The sequence below is a fragment of the Mumia sp. zg.B17 genome, assembly GCF_019550915.1.
Taxonomy (GTDB): domain Bacteria; phylum Actinomycetota; class Actinomycetes; order Propionibacteriales; family Nocardioidaceae; genus Mumia.
In genome coordinates this window covers 1-25,713 of sequence record NZ_JAHWCI010000008.1, presented here as the reverse complement: position 1 = coordinate 25,713, position 25,713 = coordinate 1, and the positions used below count along the sequence as shown (strand labels likewise).

The following is a 25,713-nucleotide window of genomic DNA, read 5'->3' as shown; positions in this document are numbered from 1 at the left end:
CCGCGGACGCGGCGACGCGTCCGCGGCGCTCGAGAGGTCAGGCCGCGGCTCTCGCGGTGGCCTCGACGCGCTTGGCCTCGATCCGGGACGGGACGGGCCACCGCACGTCGCGCACCCAGCCCGCCTTCTCGAGGAGCCAGATGACGCGGGCCGAGATGTCGATCTGACCGGGCAGCACGCCGTGGCGCGCGCAGGTCGGGTCGGCGTGGTGCAGGTTGTGCCAGCTCTCGCCCATCGACGGGATCGCCAGCCACCACACGTTGCCGGAGTGGTCGCGTGACTTGAACGGCGACTCGCCGACCGTGTGGCAGATGGAGTTGATGGACCACGTCACGTGGTGGACGAGGAAGAGCCGGACGAGGGAGCCCCAGAAGAACGCGGTCGCCGCGCCCTGCCAGGACCATGTCGCCAGGCCACCGATCACGGGCGGCAGGGCGAGGGAGATCAGCACCCACATCGGAAAGAGCTTCGACAGCCGGACGATGTCGCGGTCCTTCAGGAGGTCGGGCGCGTACTGGCGCTGAGGAGTCTGCTCGGCGTTGAACATCCATCCCAGGTGCGCGTAGGCCAAGCCCTTGGTGAGCGCGGGCACCGTCTCGCCGTAGCGCCACGGGGAGTGCGGGTCGCCCTCACGGTCGGAGAACTTGTGGTGCTTGCGGTGGTCGGCGACCCAGCGCGTGATCGGTCCCTGGATCGCCAGGCTGGCGGCCACGCCCAGCGCGATCTTGACCCCGCGATTGGGCTTGAACGCCTTGTGGGTGAAGAGGCGGTGCATGCCGACGGTGACGCCGAGGGTGGAGATCACGTAGAAGACCGCCAGCAGGACGAGGTCGAGCGGTCCGAGCCAGCCGCCCCAGGCGACAGGCACCGCGGCCAGGATGGCGAGGATCGGGAGCACGACGAAGATCCCGAGCATGATCTGCTCAGGCTTGCCGGGGGGTGCGCCCTCGGCGCCGAAGCCGGCCTCGTTGTGTAGCGGGGGGGTCTCGGTGCGTACTGACATGTGGAGGTCCTCGTGTTCGACGGCAGTCTCGCGCGAGCGCGGGCGTTTCAACCTACGCGCGCGTAGGTTAAGTCTTGCTGGCGGTACCCGCCTGAGCAACTTTTACGCCCGCTCGGGCGCGGTCGTACGACATTCGAGCCCTCGCCACCTCGCTCTGGTGCTCCTCGGTCCACCGGACCAGCGACTGGATCGTCTCGAGCAGGGTGCACCCCAGCGGCGTCAGCGTGTAGTCCACGCGCGGTGGCACCACCGGGTGGACCGTCCGCTCGACCAGCCCGTCGCGCTCGAGGTGCCGGAGCGTCACCGTGAGCATCCGCTGGCTGATGCCGTCGATGGCCCGCCGGAGCTCGGTGAACCGCATGGTCTGGTTGCCGACCAGGGAGATCACGAGAAGAGACCACTTGTCGGCCACCCGGTCCAGGATCTGGCGGACCTCGCAGTCCTCGCGCGAGTCCCACTGGAAGGCGTCGTACGGGACGGTGTCGTCGCAGTGCGTCGGTTCTTCTGAAGTGCCTTCTTCCATAAGTCCTCATGGTTCCTCACGATGGGCTCAGTGACAAGAAGTAACCACACGAGGAGCACGTCATGCACGAACGCGTCCCCACCGAGCACACCGCCGCGCAACCCTCTCGATCGAGGGCGCGCGCCCGCGACGCGGCGATGCTGGCCGTCCTGTGCGGCGCCATCTTCCTCGAGGGGATCGACCTGTCGATGACGGCTGTCGCCCTGCCGTCCATCCGGGCAGACCTCGACATGTCGACCACCGGGCTGCAGTGGGTCGTCAGCGCGTACGCCCTCGGCTACGGCGGTTTCGTCCTGCTCGGGGGGCGCGCGAGCGACGTCCTCGGGCGCCGGCGGACCTTCCTCACCTGGTTGGTCGTCTTCCTCCTCTTCTCCGGATTGGGAGGTGTGGCGGTCGACGGGTGGATGCTTGTGGTCTCCCGCTTCGTGACCGGAGTCGCGGCCGGCTTCCTCACCCCGGCCGGTCTGGCGCTCGTGACCACGACCTTCGCTGAGGGGCCGCGTCGTGACCGCGCCCTCTTGATCTACTCCGGGGCCGCCGCCGGCGGCTTCTCCCTCGGGATGATGGCGGGTGGCCTGCTCACCGCGATCGACTGGCGGTGGGTCTTCTTCGCGCCGGTCATCATGTCGGCCGTGCTGCTCGCCGGGGCCGTCGCGCTCGTCCCACGCGACGAGCGCGGCGACGGGTCCGCGCGGGAGCGGTTCGACGTGAGGGGGACTCTCACCCTCACCTCGGCGATGCTGCTCGTCGTGCTGGCGCTGGTGCAGTCGCCGCAGGCGCCTGCGCTCAGGACGGTGGCGGTCGGCGTGCTGGGCCTCGCGCTGCTCGGTCTCTTCGTCGCCCTCGAACGGCGGGCGCCGGCGCCGGTCGTACGGCTCGGCATCCTCCGGTCCGGGCGCCTGGTCCGCGCCAACCTCGCGGCGCTGCTGCTCGTCGGCGCGTTCGTCGGGTTCCAGTTCGTGATGGTGCTGTACCTGCAGGAGCTGCGGGGATGGTCGGAGGTCGAGACCGGGATGGCGATGGCGGTGCTCGGCCTCGACGCCGTGCTGGCCCCGACCGTCACGCCGCTGCTCGTGGCGCGTTGGGGCAACACGGTGGTCTTCCTCAGCGGGTTCGTGGTCGCCGCCGTCGCCTACGCGTCGCTGCTCCGGCTCGGGGCGGACTGGTCATACGCGGCACTGCTGCCCTCCTTCGTCCTGGTGAGCATCGCGTTCGCGCTGGCGTACGGGCCGCTCACGATCGAGGCGACGAACGGGGTCGCTGCGCACGAGCAGGGCCTTGCCGGCGGGTTGCTGTCGACGTCCTTCCAGTTCGGGTCGGCGTTGGGGCTCGCCGCGGTCGCGGTGGTCCTGGCTGCCGTGTCCGGTCCCGCGGCGACGATCGGGCTCGACGGCTTCCGGGCCGCGCTGCTCGTCCCGGTGGTGACCGCGCTCCTCGGGGTCGCGGTGAGCACGGTGACCCTGCGTCGGGAGTCGGGCCTGCGACGGGACTGAGGAGGTCCGGCGTCCGGCTCGGTGTGTGCAGGGGCCCGTTGGTTCCGTACGCTGGGGGCGGATGATCCCCGGTTGGTCTGTCGGCAGGGCCCGCCGCACTTTGAATGCGGATCAAGCGACGTAGGTTCGACTCCTACCCGGGGAGCTCATCCGCCCGAGTCGTCGGTACGAGAGGAACCCGTGAGCGAGCAGGCTCCGACCATCGTGATGGTGCTGGCCGCCGGTGGCGGCACCCGGATGCGGTCCAAGACCATGAAGGTCCTCCACCCCCTCGCCGGGCGAACGTTGCTCGGTCATGCGCTCCACGCCGCCCGAGGGATCTCCCCGGAGCATGTGGTCGCGGTGATCGGCAACCAGCGTGAACAGGTCGCGGAGCACCTCGCCCAGGTCGATCCCGACGTGATCCAGGCCGTGCAGGAGGAGCAGCTCGGCACGGGCCACGCCGTCGCGGTCGGGCTGGCCTCCCTCGGCGACGAGGCGGTCGGCAGCGTGGTCGTGCTGTACGGCGACGTGCCGTTGCTGGAGCCCGAGACGCTCGAGCGCTTCGTGGAGGACCACCGGCAGCACGGCCGTACCCTCAGCGTCCTCACGGCGAAGGTCGCGAACCCCCACGGCTACGGTCGCGTCGTCCGCGGCGCCGACGGCGGCGTCGTCGAGATCGTCGAGGAGCGCGACGCCACCGACGAGCAGCGCAGGATCGACGAGATCAACTCCGGCATCCTCGCCTTCGATCTCGCATGGGCGCGCGAGGCGCTGCGGACGCTCGGCAACGACAACGCCCAGGGCGAGTACTACCTCACCGACCTCATCGGTCTCGCCGTCGCCGAAGGCCGCGAGGTCGGCGCGTACGAGATCGCCGACGCCGTGCAGACCGAGGGTGTCAACACCCGCGTCCAGCTCGCCCGTCTCGCCGCCGAGGCCAACCGCCGCATCGTCGAGCGCCACATGCTCGCCGGGGTGAGCGTGGTCGACCCGGCGACGACCTGGATCGACGTCGACGTCTCGATCGGGCCCGACACCACGATCCTGCCCGGCACCCAGATCCTCGGCGCGACGAGCATCGGCGAAGACGCCCTGATCGGTCCCGACTGCACGCTTCAGGACATGGAGATCGGTGACGGCGCCAGCGTGGTCCGCACCCACGCCTCGCTGTCGGTGATCGAGGCGGAGGCGACCGTGGGTCCGTTCAGCTACCTCCGCCCGGGCACGACGGTGGGCGCCGGCGGCAAGCTCGGTGCGTTCGTCGAGGCCAAGAACACCCGACTGGCTCCCGGCGCGAAGGTCCCTCACCTCTCGTACGTCGGTGACGGCGACATCGGAGAGGGCGCCAACATCGGCGCGGGCTCGATCTTTGCCAACTACGACGGCGTCAAGAAGAACCGCACGACCATCGGCGCTCACGCCCGCATCTCGTGCAACAACACGTTCGTCGCCCCGGTGAGCGTCGGTGAGGGCGCCTTCACCGGTGCGGGAGCGACGATCCGCGAGGACGTTCCGCCAGGGGCACTTGCGGTGTCGGCTGGATCACAGAGGACGATAGAAGGGTGGGTCGCGAGGAAACGCCCCGGGACCCCAGCCGCCGAGGCGGCCGCCCGTGCGGCCGCCGGCGACCAGAGCGACGACGCCCAGGAGAGTCCCACGTGACCGGCATCAAGCGCACCACCGAGAAGAACCTCATGCTCTTCTCGGGTCGAGCCCACCCCGCTCTCGCCGAGGAGGTCGCCAAGGAGGTCGGCACCTCGCTCGTCCCGACGTCGGTGTACGACTTCGCCAACGGCGAGATCTACGTGCGATACCAGGAATCCGTACGCGGCTCGGACGCGTTCGTGATCCAGAGCCACTCCGCGCCGATCAACGAGGCGATCATGGAGCAGCTCATCATGGTCGACGCCCTCAAGCGGGCCTCGGCCAAGCGGATCACGGTCATCCAGCCGTTCTACGGATACGCCCGACAGGACAAGAAGCACCGCGGTCGCGAGCCCATCTCCGCGCGCCTCATGGCCGACCTGTTCCTCACCGCCGGCGCCGACCGTCTGATGGTCGTCGACCTCCACACCGCTCAGATCCAGGGCTTCTTCGACGGCCCGGTCGACCACCTGATGGCGATGCCGATCCTCACCGAGTACGTCCTCGAGCGCTACGGCGACAAGCGGCTCGCCGTCGTGTCGCCGGATGCGGGCCGCATCAAGGTGGCCGAGAACTGGGCCGAGAAGCTCGGCGGCGTGCCGCTGGCGTTCATCCACAAGACGCGCGACATCGACCGTCCGAACGCGTCGATCGCCAACCGCGTCGTCGGTGAGGTCGAGGGTCGCACCTGCGTCCTGGTCGACGACCTCATCGACACCGGCGGCACCATCGTCCAGGCGTGCGAGGCGCTGATGAACGCCGGAGCCGCCGACGTCGTCATCGCGGCGACCCACGCCGTCTTCTCGGGGCCGGCGGTCGAGCGACTCGCAAGCTGTTCGGCAGCCGAGGTGATCATCACCGACACGCTGCCGCTGTCCGAGGACAAGCGGTTCGACAAGCTGACCGAGCTCTCCATCGCGCCGCTGCTCGGGAAGGCCATCCGTGAGGTCTTCGAGGACGGGTCCGTCACGAGCCTGTTCGACGGCAAGGCCTGAGCCTCCGCCGTACCCGTCTCGAAGCCCGCTTCGACAGCCTTGCCTCCGCCCTTGTATGATGGGGAAGTTGCCTCGGCGAGGGTTGGCTTTCCGTCAGCCGTGATCGACTTGGTGTCTTGGACTCAGTGCGCGATGCGGCCGTCCGAAAGACCACCGTCGCCGAGGCGCGACCCGCACGAAGACCCCGCTTTTAAGGAGCAGTTCCGCCGTGTCCGAGATCAAGATCAAGGCTGAGACGCGTACCGAGTTCGGCAAGGGCGCCGCTCGCCGTATCCGTCGCGACAACAAGGTTCCTGCCGTCCTCTACGGCCACGGCATCGATCCGATCCACGTGATGCTGCCAGGCCACGACCTCATGCTGGCGCTCAAGCAGCCCAACGCGCTGCTGTCGGTCGACGTCGACGGGGACGCCCAGCTGGTCCTCCCCAAGCAGGTCCAGCGCGACCCGATCAAGGGCTTCATCGAGCACGCCGACCTCCTGGTCGTCCGCAAGGGCGAGAAGGTCACCGTCGACATCCCGATCGTCGTCACCGGCGAGTCGGTGAGCGGTTCGATGGTCGTCACCGAGAACTCCTCGGTCCCCATCGAGGCCGAGGCGACGCACCTGCCCGAGCAGATCGAGGTCTCGGTCGAGGGCCTCGACGCCGGTGCTCAGATCCACGCGTCCGACCTGGATCTGGCCAAGGGCTCGTCGCTGGCCGTCGACGGCGATCTGCTGATCGTCAACATCGTGGCCGAGCCCACCGCGGCGCAGGTCGAGGCCGAGCTGGAGGAGGCCGAGGCCGAGGCCGGCATCGAGCGTGACGAGTCGCAGGCCGAGGCCGCCGAGGCCGCCGAGGCCGAGCAGACCGAGGCCGCACCCGCCGAGTGATCCTGGGACGGATCTTCCGAGCCCCGGCTCACCGACGCGAGCAGGAGAACGACGACGCCATGACGGAATCGCCATGGCTCGTCGTCGGCCTGGGCAACCCCGGACCCGGGTACGCCCAGACGCGTCACAACATCGGCTACATGGTCGCCGACGCCCTCGCTGAGAGAGCGGGTGGCCGCTGGAAGTCGCACAAGCCCACGCGCGCGGACGTCGTGGAGGGTCGCCTCGGCGGCCCTTCCGGCGTCCGCGTCGTGCTCGGCCGCTCACGCGGCTACATGAACGAGAGCGGCGGTGCCGTCAAGGCGTTGGCGACGTTCTACAAGGTGCCGTCCGAGCAGCTCGTCGTGGTCTACGACGAGCTCGACCTCCCGTACGAGACCATGCGCGTCAAGCTGGGCGGCGGGGACAACGGCCACAACGGGCTGAAGTCCATCCGCGCGTCGCTGGGCACCGGCGACTACTACAAGGTGCGGGTGGGCATCGGTCGTCCGCCCGGTCGCCAGAGCCCTGCCGACTACGTGCTCAAGCCGTTCTCGAGCACGGAGCGCAAGGAGCTGCCGCTGGTCGTCGAGACCGCGGCGGACGCCGTCGAGACACTGCTCACCTCGGGCCTCGAGGTCGCACAGCGCGAGTTCAACAGCTGATCGCCGCGGGCGAGGCGACTCCCAGCGCCGCGGCGATCCTCTCGCGATAGGCCGCGACGGAGAACCGCGCCCGTGCCTCGGCCTCACCCGCCTCGGCCACCTCGGCGGCCCACGTCGGATCAGCCAGGAAGCGTTCGACCGCGTCGGCGAGGTCCTCGGCATCGCCAGGCTCCGCCAGCAGGCCGGTCTCCCCGTCCTCGACGATCTCCATCAGGCCCTGGACACCGGACGCGACGAGCGGCCGCCGGGCACGCAGCGCCTCGACGGCGGTGTTGCCGAAGGGCTCGACGCGCGACGGCACGAGGACGACGTCTGCCGCCGCCAGCACGGGCCAGGTCGGGGACACGTATCCGTGCAGCGTCACGGCACCCTCCAACGGCGTCTGTGCGGCCCGGGCCCGGAGCTCGCGCTCGAACCACTCGTAGCCAGGGAACACCGAGCCGCAGACGTCGAGCGTCACGTCGTGGCCGCGCTGCCGCAGCAGCGCCGTGGCATCGAGAGCGACATCGACCCCCTTGCGAGGGGACACCCGTGCGACGACGACGAGCCTGGCCGGATCTCCCGGTCGACGGGCCCGGGGAGGCTCGGGCCTCGTGTCAGGCCCGGGAACACCGTTGTGGACCACCACGATCCGGCGGCGCAGCAGGCCCGCACGGCGCGTCAGCGCAGCGGCCGACGCGTTGCTGTTGACGACGATCGACCCGGCGAGCAGGTTCGGTGCGGCGAGAGCGGCGAGCACGACGGCGTTGCCCTCGTCCTCGGCCTCGTGGACGTGGCAGACCGTCCGGACGCCGCGCAGACGGGCCGCGAGCAACCACCAGGGGATGGTGACGGTGTTGACGAGGACGACGTCGACCTGTGACGGGTCGCACGCCCGGAGGAGTCGGGGAAACGCCCGGAGGAGGGACAGCAGGAGCCCGAGCAGTCCGACCGGAGACAGCAGACTCTTGCGGAGCACCGGGAACGACACGACGTCGACGGTGGCACCTCGCTCTCGCAACCGTTCGACGAGCGGCCCGTCCTCCGGAACCACCGTGCGGACCTGGCCGCCACGCTCCACGATCGCCGACACGCTCTCCAGGAGCTGGAGATCAGATCCGTAGACGTCGGCGGACGGGTGGGCAACAAGCACGGATCGGTGGGTGCGCAACGATTCCTCCTGGCCGGCTGGGCTCCGAGACGATCGTAGGGCGGCGTGCAGAGGGACCTTCACCGGCCCGGGGCGGTGATCTCGGCCATCTCCGGGGCAGACTCCGGCGGCGTACGGACCTGGTTGAAGACGAACGTGCGGTAGGCCCAGAAGCGGAACGCGGTGCCGAGCGCCAGGCCGACGACATTCGCGGAGATGTTGTCGGCCAGCGGGCTCGTCAGGTCGAGGAGGTAGTGCGACACAGCGAGACAGCCCAGGGCGATCGCCATGCCGATCCCGTTGAAGACGAAGAACAGGCTGTACTCACGGAGTCGGCTGGCCCGAGCGCGGTGCCGCCACGTGAGCGTGCGGTTGCCGAAGTAGGTCACGAGCGTGGCGACGAACACGGAGATCGCTTTGGCGGTCAACGGCTTGTCCTCAAGCAGCCCAGGACCCGCGTACCGCAGGAGGTTGAACACCGAGACGTCGACGACGTACCCGGTCAGGCCGACAGCGCCGAACGTCGCCAGCTCGTGAGCGAGACGTCGGGCGCGCGAGCGCTCGAGAACCGAAGTCATCCGTCCACCGTAGGCCGAGGAGAGGTCGCGTCTGACCGGGTTGTCCCAAGACGAGATGCGACGCGCACCACGGGCCGGGATCGTGCGATCGTCCGCCCGACCGCCGCTCAGTTGATAGCGTCGCAACCTCGTACACGCCTCAGCCAGACGGGGATCATCCATCATGTCCACGGACACCTCGCGAGCTCCGCGCACGCTCGTCATCGTCCCGACCTACAACGAGGCGGACAACGTCGTGGGTGCGGTCAGCGGTATCCGGCGCTGCGTGCCGACCGCGGACGTCCTCGTCGCCGACGACGCCTCGCCCGACGGCACTGGTGAGATCGCTGACCGTCTCGCCGGCGAAGACACCCAGGTGTTCGTGCTCCACCGAGCCGGCAAGGAGGGGCTCGGCGCCGCTTACCTGGCCGGGTTCGCGTGGGCGTTCGAGCGCGACTACGACGTGGTCGTGGAGATGGATGCCGACGGCTCGCACCGGCCGCAGGACCTCCCCGGGTTGCTTGCCGGGCTGCGGTCCGCCGACGTGGCGCTCGGCTCACGCTGGGTGCCGGGGGGTGGTGTCGTCAACTGGCCGTGGCACCGACGGCTGCTCTCGCGCGGAGGCAGCCTCTATGCCCGTCTTGCGCTCGGTCTCCCCGTCCGCGACGCGACCGGCGGGTTCCGCGCGTACGACGCGAAAGTGCTGGAGAGGCTGGTCGCCGAGCCCGTCGACAGCCAGGGCTACTGCTTCCAGATCGATCTCGCCTGGCGCGCGGTGCGAGGCGGCTTCACTCTGCAGGAGATTCCGATCACCTTCGTGGAGCGCGAACGGGGTGAGTCCAAGATGACCGGCGGAATCGTGGTGGAGGCCGTACGGAAGGTCACCCGCTGGGGCGTCGAGTCTCGTGTGCAGCGGCTGCGTTCGCGGTCAACCGGTAGCGACGGGCAAGCGTCGGCTCCCAGCGCGGGACGGGCTTCGTGACCACCGCGACCAGGACGGTCAAGGAGGCTCTCGACGCGCTCCGGCGGGCGCAGAAGCCGGCCAAGGGCACCGCCGCCTACTCGCGGCACGTCAACAGACCTCTCGGTCGGCAGGTGGCCGCGGTCGTCAGCACGGTCGGGATGACGCCCAACCAGGCGACGGCGATCAGCGCCTCCCTGTCCACCGCCGCGATCGCTCTGCTGGCGCTGACCGAGCCCACCGTGGTGACCGCCTGCGCGATCGCGGTCCTCCTGGCCCTCGGCTACGTCATGGACTCCGTCGACGGACAGCTGGCCCGGTTGGCGGGGGCCGGCTCGCGCAGCGGCGAGTGGCTCGACCACATGATCGACTGCATCAAGACGAGCACGCTCCACCTGGCGGTCCTGATCTCCTGGTTCCGGTGGCCGACGTACGACGAGGCCGGCTGGCTGTTGGTCCCGGTGGCGTACGAGGTCGTGGCGGTCGTCACCTTCTTCGGCCTGATTTTGGTCCCGACCCTCCGGCCGGCAGGGTCACGTGGGTCGACGATCGACGTCGACCGCGAGGAGCACCCGGCGCGCCGCTGGTTGCTGCTCCCGACCGACTACGGGGTCCTCTGTCTCGTCTTCGTGCTGCTCGCCTGGGGGCCGGCGTTCACCGCCGTCTACACCGCGCTCATGCTCGCCAACGCGGCAGCGCTCGCGGCAGCGCTCGTCAAGTGGTGGCGCGAGCTCCGCGCGCTGGACCGGGCCTCCGGGGGCCCACGATGAGGATCGCCCTGCTGGGCACCCGCGGCGTCCCGGCGCAGTACGGAGGGTTCGAGACCGCCGTGGAGGAGGTCGGCCGACGTCTCGTCGACCGAGGACACGAGGTCACGGTCTACTGCCGGGGGAGCGGAGGCGCGGACAGCTACCGCGGTATGACCCTGGTGCACCTGCCCGCGGCCCGGCGCAAGGCGTTGGAGACCTTGTCGCACACCGCGCTCTCGGTCGGCCACGTCTCGCTCGGCCGTGCACGCTACGACGCCGCGGTGGTCTTCAACGCCGCCAACGCCCCGTTCCTGCCAGCTCTGCGCCTCCGGGGCATCCCCACCGCGCTCCATGCCGACGGGTTGGAGTGGAAGCGCGCCAAGTGGGGCGGCGCCGGCAAGCGCTACTACCGTGCGGCGGAGGCGCTGTCGGTGCGCTGGGCCGACGCTGTGATCGCGGACGCGCAGGGAATCGCCGACTACTACGAGGACGAGTTCGGTCTGCCGACCGAGCTGCTGGCGTACGGCGCACCCATCCTTCGAGACCCACCCGCGGACAGGCTCGCCGACCTCGGGCTGGAGCCCGGGGGATACCACCTCGTCGTGGCCCGGTTCGAGCCGGAGAACCATGTCTCCGAGATCGTCGACGGTGCCGTGAGATCCGGTGCCAGGTTGCCGGTGGTCGTCGTGGGGTCAGCGCCGTACGCCGACGACTACACGGCTCGGGTCGAGGGTCTCGCGGCGCGCGAGCACAGCGGGGTGAGGCTGGTCGGCGGCGTGTGGGACCAGGAGCTGCTCGACCAGCTCTATGCGCACGCCCTGCTCTACGTCCACGGTCACTCGGTCGGCGGGACCAATCCGTCGCTCCTGCGTGCGATGGGCGCCGGCACGGCCGTCGCGGCCTACGACGTGTCCTTCAACGTCGGCGTGCTCGGTGGTGACGATCTCGTGTTCCGCGATGAGGAGGGCGTCGCCTCCTGCCTCGAGCGCGCGGAGGCCGACCCGGCAGAGATGAGGGCGGCGGGCCGGCGCCTCCAGGACCGCGCAGCGGAGCTCTACCGCTGGGACGACGTCGCCGAGGGCTACGAGAAGCTCCTCGAGAAGATCGCGGGCGGGCACTCGACCCGGGGCGTCGCCTCGGGACGCCGCCGAGGATGACGCGGGACGTCGCTCAGCGCAACGCGCGCCGGGCGTGGAGGTAGCCCTCCCACGATCCGCGCGCAGCGGACAGGAGCGGTCCCGGGCCACGCTCGAGGAACTGACGTCGCCCGCCGCGCAGGACCACGTCCCGCGCGTACGAGGGCGCCGTGGAGATCCACCCGCGGATCTCGTCGGCGGTCAGGTGCTTCGACGCGAACAGCAACCGGTTGCGGCAGTTGTAGCGGTAGTAGAGGTCGGACTTCGCACGTCCGCCCCCCTGGGTGCCGCCGACGTCGTGGACGACCTCGAGGTCACGCCTGACCACGACGCGGCCGCCCCCCGTCACGCAGCGATAGCTCAGATCGACGTCCTCCCAGTACATGAAGTAGTCGTCGTCGAACCCCCCGAGCCGCTCCCACAGTGGCCGCGACACGGCAAGGCACGCGCCGCTCAGCCAGGGATGCGACGCCTGTTCGATCCGTACGCCCGCGGTGCGGGTGGTGCCCTCGGCGACGAGGATGTCGCCGCCTTCCGACCACGTCGACCCGTCAGGGCGCACGATGCGCGGCGCGACGATCGCGGCCTGGTCGGCTCGGACGGCGTCGGCCAGGTGAGACAGGGTGCGGGCGGGGGCGGACGCGTCCGGGTTGAGCAGGACCAGCGTGGCGACTGTTTCGTCGAGGGCGGCGACCGCGGCGTTGACGGCGCTGCCGAAGCCGGGATTGCCGGCGAGGGGGACCAGCTGCCAGCCTCGGTCGGCGCAGAGAGCGGCCACCGCGTCGCGGTTGCCTGCCGACGAGTAGCTGTCGGCGACGACGACGTGCAGGCCCTCGTCCTGAGCCTGCCGCAGCGCCTCGTTCGTCGCGAGGAGGCGGTGCGATGCGTAGTTCACCGTCACGATGGCGGTCGTCGCGGTCACGCTCCTCCTCGAGTCTCGAGACCGGTCGGGTCCGCGTCATCGTAGACGTGACGATAGCCTCGGTGCTCCGAAACGGCGGACATCGCTCCGCGGCCACGTTAGCCTCGAGAGGCTCAGAGCATCGGGGCGACGAGGAGCGAGGGACGGTTCGGTGAGCGAGAACGCGGAGGGACGGCGGCGCCTGGTCGTGGTCGTCGGAGTGGGCGTCGTCACGGCTGTCGTTCTCCTGGTCGTGGCGGTGCTCGTGCTCGGCGACGACGAGCCGGAGGCCGGGACACGGGGCGAGAAGGCCGAGCCGACGGCGACCGCCGGAGCAGCGTCGACGACTGGGGCCGAGGAGTCGTCGGGCGACACACCGGCACCCGACGACGGCGGCTCCGCGCCCTCGGCGGACGAGCCCGGCTCCGATCCCGGCACGTCCGTGTCCGACGGCTCGGACGGGCTCTATCCGGGGACCTTGAAGCCGGTTCCGATGAGCGAGTCTGCCGACATGGGAGACGGAGTCACGGCGACGGTTGTTCGTCTGAAGGACGTCCGTGCTTCGGCCCAAGGCGCTGGTGAGGTGGAGGGACCCGGCGTCGTGGTGGTCGTCCGCGTGACGAACGACAGCCGCAAGCCGGTCCAGCTCGGCGACGCGGTCGTGAACCTGAACGTGGGCCGCCAGAACCAGCCGGCCTCGCCGGTGCTCGGTGACAAGCGGACCCGACCCTTCGACGGGAGCCTCGCGGTCGGCGGGTCGGCGACCGGTCGCTACGTCTTCCAGCTCCCGAAGCCCGACGCGCGACGCGCGGTCGTGAGCGTCAGCTACTCCGGCGACGCCGACATCGTGGCGTTCAGAGGTGTCATGCCCTGACCTCGGCGATGTCCCGAACGCGACATCGCAAAACGAACAACCTGCTGATCGTGACTCCTGCTCGGACTAGGTTGTCACCGTTCGACCACCCTTTCTCGGAGGCCTTCATGCGTCGCCAGTCCACCCTTCGCCGGTTCGGTGCCGTCGGTGCTGCCACCGCGCTCACCGTGGCGCTCCTCGGCGCGGTCACCGCGCCAGCGCCGGCCGACTCCGCACCGTCCGATCCCGCGACGCCGGTCACCGTCACCGCGGACGGGCTGCCCACCGTCCAGATCAACGGGGTGGTGTGGGACCAGGAGGTCGTCGGCAACACGGTCTACGCCGTCGGCAACTTCACGCAGGCGCGGCCTGCGGGGTCGCCCGCAGGCCAGAACGTCGTGACTCGCAACTACATGCTGGCCTTCGACATCAGGACGGGTGCGCTGATCTCCAGCTTCAACCCCAACCTGAACGGACAGGCGCTGGCCGTCACGGCCTCGCCCGATGGCTCTCGTCTCTACATCGGCGGTTCGTTCACCCAGGTGAGCGGGCAGAACCGCTACCGGATCGCCGCGTTCGACACGGCCACCGGCGCTCTTGTCCCGGGTTTCAACACCGGCACGGACTCGCAGGTGCGCGCTCTCGTCGCGACCAACGACACCGTCTACGCGGGTGGCATCTTCTCCCGCGCCGGAAACGAGAGCCGCACCCGGCTCGCAGCCTTCGCCGCCTCGAACGCGGCGGTGCGGCCATGGGCGCCCGCGGCAGACCATCGCGTCAACGCCCTGACGATCACGCCCGACGGGTCCCGAGTCGTGATCGGCGGGCACTTCGGCAACGTCAACGGTGCCCAGGCCCGCGGCCTTGCCGCCGTCGACCCGACGTCCGGCGCGACTCTCGGGTGGCCGATGAACCAGGTCGTGAAGAACACCGGCGACGGCGCCGCGATCCTCAGCCTCGCCACCGACGAGGACGGCGTCTACGGCAGCGGCTACGACTACTACGGCAGTGGCGGGTTCGAGGGCACGTTCCGAGCCAGCTCGACCGGCCAGATCACGTGGCTCGACGACTGCCACGGTGACACGTACTCGGTGTACCCGGCGAAGGAGGCGGTGTACGCCGCCGGCCACAAGCACTACTGCGGCAACATCGGTGGATTCGCCCAGACGGAGCCGTGGGACTTCTACCAGGCGACGGCGCTCTCGAAGCAGGCCACGGGCGTCGTGTCGCGCGACACGATGGGCTACCCGAGCTTCCACAACAACCCGTCCCCGACACTGCTCGACTGGTTCCCGACGATCGACGTCGGCTCGTTCACGGGACAGAGCCAGGCGGCCTGGAGCGTGACCGGCAACGACGACTACATGGTCTACGGCGGGGAGTTCCCGAAGGTCAACAACGTCGCGCAGCAGGGCCTCGTACGCTTCGCCAAGCGGTCGCTCGCGCCGAACAACGTCGGACCCAGCGCGTCGCCCAGCCTGACCCCGACGGTGACCTCGAAGGCGCCGGGCACCGCGCAGGTCTCCTGGCAGGCCGCGACCGATCCCGACAGCGGAAGCCTCACCTACCGCGTCTATCGCAACGGCAACACGACCACCCCGGTGTACGAGGTGACGCAGGGCTCCAACTTCTACCACCGGCCGACCCTCACCTTCGTGGACACCGGACTCACGGCCGGCCAGACCTCCACCTACCGCGTGCGGGTCACCGACCCTGACAACAACGTCAGCTGGAGCGGCAACGGGTCCACCTCGGTGCTCGGCAGCGGCGGTACCCCGTACGGCCCCTACGCCCGAGCCGTCCTCGGCAGCAAGCCCACCTTGTACTACCGGCTCGACGAGGCCTCGGGCACCAGCGTCCAGGACTGGGGCGGCACGGACAACGGGACTGCGGGCTCGGGCGTGACACGCGGCGTCTCGGGTGCGGTGTCTCCGGGCACCGCGTCGAGCCTCAACGGAAGCACCAGCGGGCGCATCAACTCCAACGAGCTGAGGTTCGCGCCCAACGCCTTCACGATCGAGGGCTGGTTCCGTACCAGCTCGATCTTGGGTGGCAGGATCGCCGGCTTCGGCAGCTCAAAGACCGGCAACTCCTCGACGCACGACCGTCTTCTCTACATCAACGGCAGCGGTCGAGTGACGTTCGGTGTCAACCCCGGCGAGATCCGGACGGTGCAGTCGGGCAACGGCTACAACGACGACACGTGGCACCACTTCGCGGCGAGCCTGGACAAGTCGGGCATGAAGCTCTATCTCGACGGCACGATGGTCGGGCAGCGCACGGACACGCAGTGGGGCCAGGCCTACCTCGGCTACTGGCGCATCGGGAGCGACCAGCTCTCGAGCAGCTGGCCGAACCGCGGCACGTCCAACAACCTGAGCGGGCGCATCGACGAGGTCGCTGTCTATCCGCGGGCCCTGCCGGCCGGAGAGATCGCGGCTCACCACCTCACCGGGACGACGGGCGAGGCGCAGAACCTTCCGCCGACCGCGTCGTTCACGTCGTCGACCGACAACCTGTCGGCGTCGTTCGACGCGTCGGGGTCGTCCGATCCGGACGGGGAGATCGCGTCCTACGCGTGGACCTTCGGTGACGGGACGACGGCCACCGGTGCGTCGCCGCAGAAGACGTACGCCTCGGCGGGGACCTACGCGGTCAAGCTGACGGTGACCGACGACGACGGAGCGACGGCGTCGGTCACGCAGAGCGTCACGGTGACTGCACCACCGGTCAACCAGGCTCCCACCGCGTCGTTCACGTCGTCGACCGACAACCTGTCGGCGTCGTTCGACGCGTCGGGGTCGTCCGATCCGGACGGGGAGATCGCGTCCTACGCGTGGACGTTCGGTGACGGGACGACGGCCACCGGTGCGTCGCCGCAGAAGACGTACGCCTCGGCGGGGACCTATGCGGTCAAGCTGACGGTGACCGACGACGACGGTGCGACGGGATCGGTCACCCGCAACGTGACCGTCAGCCTCCCGCCGCCCGATGCGGTCATCGCGCAGGACACCTTCGGGCGCACCGCGACCAACGGATTCGGGACGGCAGACGTCGGTGGTTCCTGGTCGACCACCTGGCTGGCCAGCAACTACTCGGTCGCCGACGGGGTCGGCCGCCTCCAGATGCACGTTGCCGGAGGCACGTCGACCGCATGGCTGAGCTCCGTCAGCGGGACGTCGACGGAGCTGACGGCCGAGGTCCGCGCCGAGAAGGTTCTCACCGGCTCGGGGATCTTCGCCTGGTTCGGGGTCCGTGGTTCGGTCAACGACGGCTACCGGGTGCGCCTGAGACTTCAGCCCGATGGGCAGGTCGTCGTGTCGCCGAGCCGTTTCGTCGGCGCAGCCGAGTCGCTGCTCGCGAGCACCGTGGCCCCCGGTCTCTCCTACCAGCTCGGCGACGTCCTGAAGGTCAAGGTGCAAGCGGTCGGCACCTCACCGACGACGGTCCGCGCCAAGGTGTGGAAGACCGGGGAGGCGGAGCCGGCATCGTGGACGGCCTCGGCGACGGACTCCACCGCTGCGCTGCAGGCAGCGGGTGGAGTCGGCGTCTCCGGATACCTGGGAGGCTCGGCGACGAACGCGCCTCAGGCGCTCGTCTACGACAACCTGCTCGCCAAGGTCATCGACTGACGTGCCGTCTCGGCCCACGGTAGCCATCGCCGTACTCACGTTCCGGCGCCCTGAGGACATCGAGGCGAGCCTGCCGCGGCTGGTCGCGCAGGTTGCCTCGTACCCGGGGCACGCCTACGTGCAGGTCATCGACAACGACCCGTCGGCGAGTGCTCGCGACGTCGTAGGTTCCTTCCCGGGCGACGTCGTCCGCTACGCGCACGAGCCGACGCCGGGCATCGCCGCCGCGCGGAACCGAGCGCTCGCCGAGGTCGACGACGCCGACCTGCTCGTCTTCATCGACGACGACGAGCGTCCCGGCGACGGTTGGTTGGACGCGCTCGTGCGGACGTACGAAGACCATCCTGGTGTCCTGGGCGTGGTCGGACCGGTCGTCTCAGAGTTCGCGCACGCGCCGGAGCCATGGATCCTCGCAGGCCGCTTCTTCACGCGCCGCCGTCTTCCGACGGGAACCGTCGTCGACGTGGTGGCCACCAACAACCTCCTGCTCGACCTCCGCCTCCTACGGTCCCTCGGCCTGGCGTTCGACAACCGGTTCGGGCTCACCGGCGGATCGGACACCCTCTTCAGTCACGACGCGCGCCTACAGGGCGGGCGATTCGTCTGGTGCGACGAGGCACTGGTGACCGACGTCGTACCGCCGGAGCGTCTGACCCGCGACTGGGTCGTGCGACGCTCCTATCGCAGCGGCAACTCGTGGAGCCGGACCAACCTCGCCGTCTGCGTCGGACCGGGGGCCCGCCTCCGTCAGCGCGCCAGCCTGCTCGCTCAGGGCACGGTGCGCGTCGCTGGAGGGGCGTTGCGCTGGACGGCCGGTCGTCTGACCGGCTCCTTGTCGCAGCGCGCGCAGGGCACCCGCAACATCGCTCGTGGCTCCGGGATGGTGGCAGGCATCCTCGGCCACCGCTACTCGGAGTACGCGCGGGAGGTGCCGCAGGTGAGCGAGCCCTCTCTTGCACGGCCGCGGGTGGCGGTCGTCCTCGGCCACGCGCAGGATCCCGAGGAATGGCGTCGCCGTCACGAGGCCGGCCTCGCGTGGGACGTCACGCCGTACGGGTACGAGAAGGCCCAGCGTTGGTTCGACATGGCGTGGGCACGGTCCCACCCGGAGGGCAGGCTTGGCAGACGCCTCCGCGAGGCCTTCCGTCAACGCCTCGGGTTCGACCTGGTCCACGCTTTCCGCAACCGGCGACTCGTCGCCGACTCAGACGTGGTGTGGACGCACACCGAGCGCGAGCACCTGGCGGTGCTGGCGGTCCAGAGGCTCGAGCGCAAGAGCCGCCGCACCCCGGTGATCGCGCAGACGGTGTGGCTCTGGGACGAGTGGGCGGACCTCCCGGCGTGGCGGCGGCGGCTGTACGCGTCGCTGCTTCGCGGTGCCGGGGTGGAGCTGGTCCTCAGCCGGTGCAACCAGGAGATCTCGCGCCGACGCGTCGCCGGGCGAGAGGTGGTGCTGGTGCCGTTCGGCTCGGCATCGGTCGCGGGGCAGCCGGGTGCCGAGGTCGCGCCGAGCGGGCGCCCCGTGGTCGTCTCGATCGGCAACGACCGGCACCGTGACTGGGAGACCTTGCTCGACGCCGCCCGCAGCCTTCCCGAGGTGGACTTCGCCGTGGCCACCCGGTCACCGCGCGCGACCGGGCTCGACTGGCCGGCGAACGCCACCGTCGCGCCGGTCACGAACGTGTGGGACCTGGCGGCGCTCTACTCGTCCGCGGCCGTGGTGGCGGTCCCTCTGCTCGACAACGCCCACGCGTCCGGTGCCACGGTGTGCATCGAGGCCCTCAGCGCCGGACGGCCTCTGGTGGTGAGCGACGCAGGCGGCATCGCCGACTACGTCGAGGGAGACGCCACGCTGGTTCCTGTGGGCGAGACCGACGCGCTGACCAAGGCGATCATCGACGCGGTGTCAGAGCAGTCCGACGCGGCCGGGGACCGATCGGCTGACCGCGGCCTGACTCAGGACGACTACGTCGGGCGGTACGTGCTGGTGACCCGATGTCTCCTCGAGGGCGCACCGTGGGACCCGCGCATCAGTGCCTTCGCGCCTGTGGGGCCGATCTGAGTCAGACGAACCAGGGTCCGCCTTCGCTGATCGAGTAGTCCAGGTCGCGGGTCCGCTGGCCGATGACCTTGGCAGGGATGCCGCCCACGACGGCGTAGTCGGGAACGTCTCGCGTCACGACGGCGTTGGCGGCCACCACAGCACCCTCGCCGATCCGGACACCCGGGAGGATGGTCGCGCGGAAGCTGATCCATGCGTAGTCACCGACCGTGATCGGACCGCCCTCCGTCCCGAAGTCTGGGTCGTTGTGGTCGTGCTGGAGTGTCCACATCGCGACCTCGCTCGACAGGTTGACGTTGCGCCCGATCGTGATGCCGCGCCGGCCGTCGAGCGTCGCGTCGAACCCGATGACGCTCCCGCCGCCGATGATGATCCCGGCGGGGTACCGAAGGTCGCGCCACCGGTACAGAACCGCGTCTCGGGCTATCTGCAGGCCGAGCAGACGGCGAGCCAGCGACGTGCGCAGTCCACGCAGGGGCAGGCGGCCGAGCGACAGGGTCAGCAACAGCAGCGCGCCGGCCCGAGGAGCCTTCGTCGTGCGCCTCACGCGGCGCACCAGCTCGCCGACGGGGCCCGCTCTCAGCGTCTCGCGAAGGGCACTAACGGACCGGGCGTCGTCACTGGCCACCATGGCCGAAGTCTAGTGGCGAAGCTCGAGCCGACGCCGCGAAAGATCGCGACGGATCCACCAGACGGCCGGCAGGATCTGGCAAACCAACAGGGCTCCCGCGGAAGCGAGGACAGGGCCAGCGGCACCGAGGGGCTCGACGAGCATCCAGGTCAGCGGGACGTTGACGAGGAGCGTCGCGATGATCGGCACGACCTGGAACTGGAACCCCTTGGGGTCGGTCATGTACATCCCGAGGGGATAGTTCGCCGCCTGGGTGAGCACGAGGGCCACGAAGCCGACGGTCAGCAACGGGTCGAGCCGGAGCTTGCCGTCGGTGACGATCTCGGTGAGCAGCGGCAGGGCGAGACACAAGATCGCCGAGAGGACACCTGCTCCCACGACGAACGCTGTCATGATCCCGAACGGGCTCTCGACCGATGACGTCGCTCGCGCACGAGCGAAGTACGGCCACAGGGTGATCCCGGCCGCGATGATCGTCTGCAGCACCAGACCGAAGATCTGGGAGGCGAAGTTGTAGTTGGCGAGCTCTCGGGTCGTGCTGAGGTGCGACAGGAACAACCGGTCCGTCTGCATCGCGATCGGCATCGCCATCGCCATCAGCAGCGCCGGCCAGGCGGTGTGGCCCACCTTGACGTTGCGCACCGAACGCACCCGCGGCGCGTCTCGGAAGGCCTTCCAGACCTGCGGTCGGAGAAACCGTGCGCCGAGGAGGAGGGTGAGTGCCGACGTCACAGAGCCAGCCACGTACGAGACCAGCGCGACGTAGTTGCCGGCGCCGTGGCCCAGGGCGATGAGCGGCAGCAGCCCGATCAGGAACAGCGGTGACGCCAGCCCGAGCACGGCTGTCTGCATCGAGTTCTTGCCGAGCCCGATGAGGATCCGGACACCGAGCCCGAGGGGCAGTGAGAGACCGAACACGGCAAGGCAGAGCATCGCGACGACGTCCCCGCCCGGGAGGAGCGCGCCGCCGAGCAGCGCGGGCCACCAGCCGAGCGAGAGGAACAACAGGCTCAGCACCGCGATGACCACGCCCGAGATGGTCAGGTAGCGGAGTGCGGTCGTCAGCGTCGCCAGCACCTGGCGATCCCTCCGCGGGTCTCGTGACTCCGCGATCACGTTGATGACAACGGCGCCGATCCCGAGGTCGGCGAAGGGCAAGAGGAGCCGGACACCGTTGAGCAGCCCGTACTGCGCGTAGGCCTCCACGCCGAAGTACTGAAGGATCAGTCGGCTGGTGACGATGCCGAGGAGTCCGGAGACAGCCATGACTCCGACACGGGTCCCCGCCGTGCTCAGGGTTGCGCGCCACACGCTCATCTGGTGGTGGAGTCCTCTCGGCGGTGGCGGCGACGGGTGAGCGCCGCGCGGAACGCCTCGCGGTGAAGGTGACCCGCGGTCTTCCAGTCCCGCCCGTCGAGCATCGGGCGGTCGGCAGCTCGCGGACCGCGGACGACGTCGACAGCGGCGGTGATCACCTCGCGGGTCAGCGGGCCGTCGTACCGCAGCACCCAGTCCTCGCCGACCTCCGCGGCCAGTGCGTCGTTCTCCGTGCCACGTGGCACGAGCACCGGCCGGTCGAGCGAGAGCGCCAGGAGCGCGGCGCCCGAGTTGCGCATCTCGGTGTAGGGCAGGACTACGAGCTCTGCTTCTGACACGGTCCGCGCCAGGGTGTCGTCGTCGACATAGGCGAGGTCGAGCCTCACGCGCCCGTCACGCGCGGCCGCTCGTGAGAGTGCGGAGGTGAGGTCGTCGGTGCGGGGCTGGCCGGCGACGACCAGCGACAGGCTGTCGTCGTCGACCTGGCTGAAGACGGCGAGCAGCGCCGGGACGTTCTTGTACTCGCGGATCATCCCGACGTAAGCGAGCCGCCCCGGCGAACGTGGAGGCCGCGGACATCCGGCGAACCAGTCCCGGTAGTGGCCGTGCAGGATCGTCGTGGCGCGGCCCGGCCGAGGGGCGGCGTCGACGGTGTTGATCAGGATCCACCAGTCCGTCCGCGCCCGGATCGCCCGGAGGAGGACCCGCTCCACGGGGCCGCGGTCCTCGTGAGGGCGATGGTTGTGGAGAGTCTGGACGACGGCTGTGCGGCGCAACCAGCACCGAAGGAGCAGCACCACCGCCAGAAGACGGTGCGCGTACGTCCGCGGACGCGTCGACCCACGGAGAAGCAGCTCGGGAAAGTGGATGTGCAGGACGTCGTAACGTCCGAGAAGTGCACGTCTCCAGCCGAACGTCAGGATCCGCACGCCGTCGGGCATGTTGCGGGCCAGCTGGGTCATGTACGGGTTCGTCCCGGCTGACGGCTCGAGGAAGGTCTCGAGCACGATGACGTCCTCACCGGTGGACGTGCGCGGCATCATCGCCTCCTTCGAGGCTCGGTGAAGTCTGCGGCGACTCCTGCCACGGCGCGGTGGATCCCGCCCGGACGGTCAGGAGGACTGCGATGGCGAGAGTCAGCCGTACGAGGACCGAGAACGTGGAGGAGAAGCCGAGGTCCCACAGCCCCATCAGTCCCAGGAAGACGACGAGCGCCGACGCCTCGCGAGCCGTGATCCCCCGGACCAGCGAGCCGATCAGCAGGCAGACCACGGCGAGCGCCACGACCAGCCCCACCACGCCGAGGCTCGCCCACATATCGGCGACGACGGAGTGCAAGGTGAACTGCGGGCCGAGCATGTAGTTGTCGACGTATCCCTCGATCGTCGGGATGTTGAGCGGGGCGAGGCCCGTCTTCGCGGTGGCGACGTCGTGGAAGTTGGGTACGGCGCCGAGCCCGAAGCCCTCCGGCTGGTCACGCATGAGCGCGATGGTGGCCGACCACTCGGGACGACCACCGGTCAGGAGGTTGCCGCTCCGCTCGATCTGCGCCTGCGTGCGCTCTCGAGTCTCGTCGCCGAGTGCGCCGCCGAGCAGGAGCGAGGTGACGACGGAGTAGCCGGCGTACGCCATCACCGCGAGGAGGACGAGGGTGCTGCCGCGGCGCGCGAGGGCGTGTGACCCGGCTCCTGGGCGCCGCTGCCAGAGGACCAGGGCCGCCGTCGCCAGACATATCCCCATCAGGCTCCGAGCGTCGCTGGCGGCGCTGAACGCAGCGAGCACGAGGAGCAGCCCCACGGCGGCATGGTGGCTGCGCTTGAGCGCGCACGCCGCGAGAACGATCACGATGACCGGCCACGAGTACGCGAACTTCCAGGGGTTGTCGGTCGCACCTGCCTGGAAGGCGGCGGTCGAGGCGAGCACTCCCAGCGCATAGGCCAGTGCCGTTGCGGGAACGCCCAGCACGCTGCGAGCCCAGAGGAGGAAACCGACACCGAGGAACGCGACGACGTACGCGAGGCCAGTCGCCATCCCCGCCCGCTCGTCGAGCTCATGGTCGATCCCGGTGACGATCCGGATCAGCCAGTAGCCGGACAGCACGGCGAGCAGCCCCCCGAAGACGACCAACGGCCCTCCGCGGTAGCGGCGCACCTGGGGCAACCAGAGCGGTGCCAGGGCGAGGAGGAGCGGGAGCGCCACTGGCAGGAACCCGCCGACCCGGTAGTTGAGGCCCAGCACGAAGGTCGCTGTCGCGGCGAGCGCAGCGAGGTACGGGCGGGTCTCGCGCGGGACCGCTTCCGGGACAGCCGGCCGCAGGGGTGCGAACGTCTGGATGCCTCCGGGGACGTCGGACGCCCCGATCGTCGACATCGCGACTACCTGCCCGTGCGATCCAGAGCGGGCGCGCGGTTCTCGTGGGGATCCCGCTCTCTGCGCAGGAAGTCGAAGCGGCGAGGACGTTGGTCGTAGCCGTACTGGCCGGAGCGTCCACCGGTGGTCTTGTTGAGCACGACTCCGACAAGACTCGCGCCCGCGACGCTCAGCACCTGCAACGCCTGCTTGAAGTCGGCGGGCTTGGACGAGCGGCTGTCGACGACGAGCAGCGTGCCGTCGGCCAGCTTGGCGAGCGCGACGGAGTCGGCGACCGGCATCAGCGGCGCGGCGTCCAGCAGGACGATGTCGTAGGTCATCAAGGAGTCGCGCAAGAACCGACGCATGGCTTCGGAACCGAGGACCTGGGCCGGGGTCGAGCGGACGAAGCCACCGGGGAGGACGTGCAGGTTCTCGCTCAGCCACGGCTGGACGACATTCTCGAGCTCGACCTGCTCGGCCAGCACGTTGGTGAGCCCGACGCTCCCCTCGAGCCCGAGGTAGCTCGCCACCCGCGGACGCCGGAGGTCGGCGTCGACCAGGAGCACGCGGTGGCCCGCCTCGGACATCGCGGCGGCGAGGTCCACCGTCGTCGTGGTCTTGCCCTCGCCCGGCCGCGCGGAGGTGACCATCACCGAGCCCGGTGTCAGACCGATGCCGAGCGACTCGAGGTTGATCTGGAGTCGACGCACCGCCTCGCTCCGAGCCATGTCGCGACCGTCGTTGTGGGCGGCAGGGGTGACGCGTCGGGACCGTTGGCGCGGGATGCGTGCGAGCACGGGGGCCTCGGTGTAGGCCTCGACGTCCGCCTCGGTTCGGACCCGGCTCCCGAGACGCTCCAGGATGAGCGCGAGCGCGAGGCCGACGCCCAGGCCGGCCGCCAGGCCGCCGGCGACGTAGAACTTCTTGTTGGGGGAGAAGGGGAACTCCGGCGTCGTCGCGGTCGAGATCAGCGAGACGTCCAGCGCTGCTCGACCGCTGCGCGTCTTCGGGGCGAGCGCCTCGGACTCGGTGGCCAGGCTGCGAGCGGTGGCGTTGGCGATCTGAGCCGCTTCGACGGGCGACGCGCTCGTCGCCGTGACGTCGATGATCACCTGGTCCAGCGGCGCCGACGCGGTGATCGACCCCGCCAGACGACGCGGGGTCGTGTCGAGGTCGAGATCGTCGATGACCGGAGTCAGCACTCGAGGGGTCCGGGCGACCGAGGCGTACGACTTCACGACCTCGCGGGTGTAGTCCGAACCCTGGACGAGCTCGGACACGGAGTCCGTCCGCGCCAGCGCGTAGAAGAGGGTCGCGGTCGAGCGGTACTGGGGTGTCACCGTCTGGACGTAGGCGGCGGCGAGCGCTCCCCCGAGTGCGGCGAGGAGGACGATCGCGAGCCATCGTCGACGGAGCACCTGCAGGTACGCGTTGGAATCCATCTCAGCCTTCGAGCTCGCCGTTCGCACTTCCCAGGGAGATGCGTGTCCGCCCTCCGGTGGCGGCCGATGTGGAGTCTATGTTAAAGGTGTGCGCTTGCTACGTCCTGAGATTGATGCCGAACGGTAGTCTCGTGGGGTGGCGCACCTCCTCTTCGTCTGCTCGGGCAACATCTGCCGTTCCCCAGCGGCTCAGCTTGCCTTGCGCCAGCGCCTGGGAGAGAGCGATCTGACCGTGGCGAGCGCCGGGCTCTACGCACGCGTGGGCGATCCTGTCGACTCACCCATGGCCAAGCTCCTCGCCCTGCGAGACATCGACACCGAGGGGTTCGAGGGGCGTGCGCTCGATCGGCCGACCCTTTCGTCGACCGACCTGGTGCTCGTCATGACGACGAAGCACCGCAAGGCGGTGGTCCAGATGGAGCCGGCTGCGGTGCAGCGCACCTTCCTCCTCCGCGAGTTCACGCGGATCCTCGAGACGGCGCGCCCCGACGAGCTCGTCGAGGCCGAGGCCTCCCACTCGAAGCGACTCGCCGCCGCGCTGGCCTACGTCCAGCTGCACCGCTCACCGCCTCGGCGTCCGGCGGACGACGAGATCCCGGACCCCTACCGCCACAGCATGCACCGCTACCGTCGAGCGCTCGACATGATTACCGCGTCGGTCGACGAGCTCGCGAAGGTTCTCGTGCGAGACGAGGTCGGTGCTCAGCGCGCCTGAGCCGTCCGGTTCCTCAGGAGCCTCGTCGGATGGTGATGGGGGTGTTGGTGGTGTCCCAGAGGTTGTTGGTGATGGTGGCGATCTGGGTGGTGGTGGGTGGGGCGATGATGGGGCAGTTGGT

Annotated in this window: 22 protein-coding genes and 1 tRNA gene; 13 read left to right on the top strand and 10 right to left on the bottom strand. The window is 69.9% G+C overall.

The annotated features are described in order from the left end of the window. Window positions 1-37 precede the first annotated feature (37 nt). Window positions 38-1,003, bottom strand: coding sequence for an acyl-CoA desaturase (locus KV097_RS13300; RefSeq protein WP_220343610.1), 966 nt, complete (start codon window positions 1,001-1,003; stop codon window positions 38-40). Between the two features lie 67 nt (window positions 1,004-1,070). Next, window positions 1,071-1,526: a helix-turn-helix domain-containing protein gene (locus KV097_RS13295; protein ID WP_220346192.1), complete on the bottom strand. Its 456-nt coding sequence runs from the start codon at window positions 1,524-1,526 to the stop codon at window positions 1,071-1,073. A 62-nt stretch (window positions 1,527-1,588) separates the two neighbouring features. On the opposite strand from KV097_RS13295, the gene KV097_RS13290 reads away from it, so the two are divergent. The 6 genes from KV097_RS13290 to pth all read left to right on the top strand — a co-directional run bounded on the left by KV097_RS13290 (window position 1,589) and on the right by pth (window position 7,155). After that, window positions 1,589-3,019 (top strand): MFS transporter, encoded by a 1,431-nt coding sequence (locus KV097_RS13290; RefSeq protein ID WP_220366148.1) that lies wholly within the window; start codon window positions 1,589-1,591, stop codon window positions 3,017-3,019. A gap of 65 nt (window positions 3,020-3,084) precedes the next feature. Next, a tRNA-Gln gene (locus tag KV097_RS13285) sits at window positions 3,085-3,164 on the top strand. Between the two features lie 35 nt (window positions 3,165-3,199). Further along, window positions 3,200-4,663 (top strand): bifunctional UDP-N-acetylglucosamine diphosphorylase/glucosamine-1-phosphate N-acetyltransferase GlmU, encoded by a 1,464-nt coding sequence (gene glmU / locus KV097_RS13280; RefSeq protein WP_220346193.1) that lies wholly within the window; start codon window positions 3,200-3,202, stop codon window positions 4,661-4,663. Then, the gene (locus KV097_RS13275; protein ID WP_220343614.1) at window positions 4,660-5,640 is read left to right on the top strand and encodes a ribose-phosphate diphosphokinase; all 981 of its coding nucleotides are present in this window, start codon (window positions 4,660-4,662) and stop codon (window positions 5,638-5,640) included. The genes glmU and KV097_RS13275 overlap by 4 nt, the downstream gene beginning before the upstream one ends. 208 nt (window positions 5,641-5,848) lie before the next feature. Next, window positions 5,849-6,511 (top strand): 50S ribosomal protein L25/general stress protein Ctc, encoded by a 663-nt coding sequence (locus KV097_RS13270; RefSeq protein ID WP_220343615.1) that lies wholly within the window; start codon window positions 5,849-5,851, stop codon window positions 6,509-6,511. A 59-nt stretch (window positions 6,512-6,570) separates the two neighbouring features. Further along, the gene (gene pth, locus KV097_RS13265; RefSeq protein WP_220366147.1) at window positions 6,571-7,155 is read left to right on the top strand and encodes an aminoacyl-tRNA hydrolase; all 585 of its coding nucleotides are present in this window, start codon (window positions 6,571-6,573) and stop codon (window positions 7,153-7,155) included. On the opposite strand, the gene KV097_RS13260 is transcribed toward pth, so the two are convergent. Continuing rightward, on the bottom strand, window positions 7,145-8,287 hold the full coding sequence (locus KV097_RS13260; RefSeq protein ID WP_220366146.1) for a glycosyltransferase family 4 protein: 1,143 nt from the start codon (window positions 8,285-8,287) through the stop codon (window positions 7,145-7,147). The genes pth and KV097_RS13260 overlap by 11 nt on opposite strands. Before the next feature lie 77 nt (window positions 8,288-8,364). After that, window positions 8,365-8,862 carry a GtrA family protein gene (locus KV097_RS13255; protein ID WP_220346196.1) on the bottom strand — a complete coding sequence of 166 codons (498 nt, stop codon included), beginning with the start codon at window positions 8,860-8,862 and terminating at the stop codon, window positions 8,365-8,367. 163 nt (window positions 8,863-9,025) lie between these two features. Here KV097_RS13255 and KV097_RS13250 point away from each other — a divergent pair, with 163 nt between their 5' ends. The 3 genes from KV097_RS13250 to KV097_RS13240 are packed head-to-tail and all read left to right on the top strand — an operon-like array spanning window position 9,026 to window position 11,708. Next, on the top strand, window positions 9,026-9,823 hold the full coding sequence (locus KV097_RS13250; RefSeq protein WP_220366145.1) for a polyprenol monophosphomannose synthase: 798 nt from the start codon (window positions 9,026-9,028) through the stop codon (window positions 9,821-9,823). Next, complete coding sequence (locus KV097_RS13245; RefSeq protein WP_220346198.1) at window positions 9,820-10,572, top strand: CDP-alcohol phosphatidyltransferase family protein; 753 nt, start codon at window positions 9,820-9,822, stop codon at window positions 10,570-10,572. Before KV097_RS13250 ends, KV097_RS13245 begins: the two co-directional genes overlap by 4 nt. Next, the gene (locus KV097_RS13240) at window positions 10,569-11,708 is read left to right on the top strand and encodes a DUF1972 domain-containing protein (RefSeq protein WP_220366144.1); all 1,140 of its coding nucleotides are present in this window, start codon (window positions 10,569-10,571) and stop codon (window positions 11,706-11,708) included. The genes KV097_RS13245 and KV097_RS13240 overlap by 4 nt, the downstream gene beginning before the upstream one ends. Window positions 11,709-11,721: 13 nt before the next feature. On the opposite strand, the gene KV097_RS13235 is transcribed toward KV097_RS13240, so the two are convergent. Next, window positions 11,722-12,609 carry a glycosyltransferase family 2 protein gene (locus KV097_RS13235; protein WP_220366143.1) on the bottom strand — a complete coding sequence of 296 codons (888 nt, stop codon included), beginning with the start codon at window positions 12,607-12,609 and terminating at the stop codon, window positions 11,722-11,724. A 151-nt stretch (window positions 12,610-12,760) separates the two neighbouring features. On the opposite strand from KV097_RS13235, the gene KV097_RS13230 reads away from it, so the two are divergent. The 3 genes from KV097_RS13230 (at window position 12,761) to KV097_RS13220 (ending at window position 19,135) form a co-directional block, all read left to right on the top strand. Beyond that, the gene (locus KV097_RS13230) at window positions 12,761-13,462 is read left to right on the top strand and encodes a hypothetical protein (RefSeq protein WP_220366142.1); all 702 of its coding nucleotides are present in this window, start codon (window positions 12,761-12,763) and stop codon (window positions 13,460-13,462) included. Window positions 13,463-13,569: 107 nt separating this feature from the next. Then, window positions 13,570-17,073, top strand: a complete 3,504-nt coding sequence (locus KV097_RS19350) for a PKD domain-containing protein (protein ID WP_255559633.1) — start codon at window positions 13,570-13,572, stop codon at window positions 17,071-17,073. 1 nt (window position 17,074) lies between these two features. Then, the gene (locus tag KV097_RS13220) at window positions 17,075-19,135 is read left to right on the top strand and encodes a glycosyltransferase (protein ID WP_220366141.1); all 2,061 of its coding nucleotides are present in this window, start codon (window positions 17,075-17,077) and stop codon (window positions 19,133-19,135) included. A 1-nt stretch (window position 19,136) separates the two neighbouring features. Here the strand turns inward: KV097_RS13220 and KV097_RS13215 are convergent, their stop codons facing one another. Genes KV097_RS13215 through KV097_RS13195 form a run of 5 tightly spaced genes read right to left on the bottom strand, consistent with a single transcriptional unit; the run spans window position 19,137 to window position 24,877 of the window. Then, the gene (locus tag KV097_RS13215) at window positions 19,137-19,766 is read right to left on the bottom strand and encodes a DapH/DapD/GlmU-related protein (protein ID WP_220366140.1); all 630 of its coding nucleotides are present in this window, start codon (window positions 19,764-19,766) and stop codon (window positions 19,137-19,139) included. 9 nt (window positions 19,767-19,775) lie between these two features. Continuing rightward, a complete protein-coding gene (locus tag KV097_RS13210) occupies window positions 19,776-21,083 on the bottom strand; it encodes a hypothetical protein (RefSeq protein ID WP_220366139.1) in 1,308 nt (435 codons plus the stop codon). Continuing rightward, window positions 21,080-22,123 (bottom strand): glycosyl transferase, encoded by a 1,044-nt coding sequence (locus KV097_RS13205; RefSeq protein WP_220366138.1) that lies wholly within the window; start codon window positions 22,121-22,123, stop codon window positions 21,080-21,082. Before KV097_RS13205 ends, KV097_RS13210 begins: the two co-directional genes overlap by 4 nt. Continuing rightward, window positions 22,101-23,453 carry a hypothetical protein gene (locus KV097_RS13200; RefSeq protein WP_220366137.1) on the bottom strand — a complete coding sequence of 451 codons (1,353 nt, stop codon included), beginning with the start codon at window positions 23,451-23,453 and terminating at the stop codon, window positions 22,101-22,103. Before KV097_RS13200 ends, KV097_RS13205 begins: the two co-directional genes overlap by 23 nt. Before the next feature lie 5 nt (window positions 23,454-23,458). Further along, window positions 23,459-24,877 (bottom strand): polysaccharide biosynthesis tyrosine autokinase, encoded by a 1,419-nt coding sequence (locus KV097_RS13195; RefSeq protein WP_220366136.1) that lies wholly within the window; start codon window positions 24,875-24,877, stop codon window positions 23,459-23,461. 136 nt (window positions 24,878-25,013) lie between these two features. Here KV097_RS13195 and KV097_RS13190 point away from each other — a divergent pair, with 136 nt between their 5' ends. Further along, window positions 25,014-25,592, top strand: a complete 579-nt coding sequence (locus KV097_RS13190; RefSeq protein WP_220346208.1) for a hypothetical protein — start codon at window positions 25,014-25,016, stop codon at window positions 25,590-25,592. Window positions 25,593-25,713: the final 121 nt, after the last annotated feature.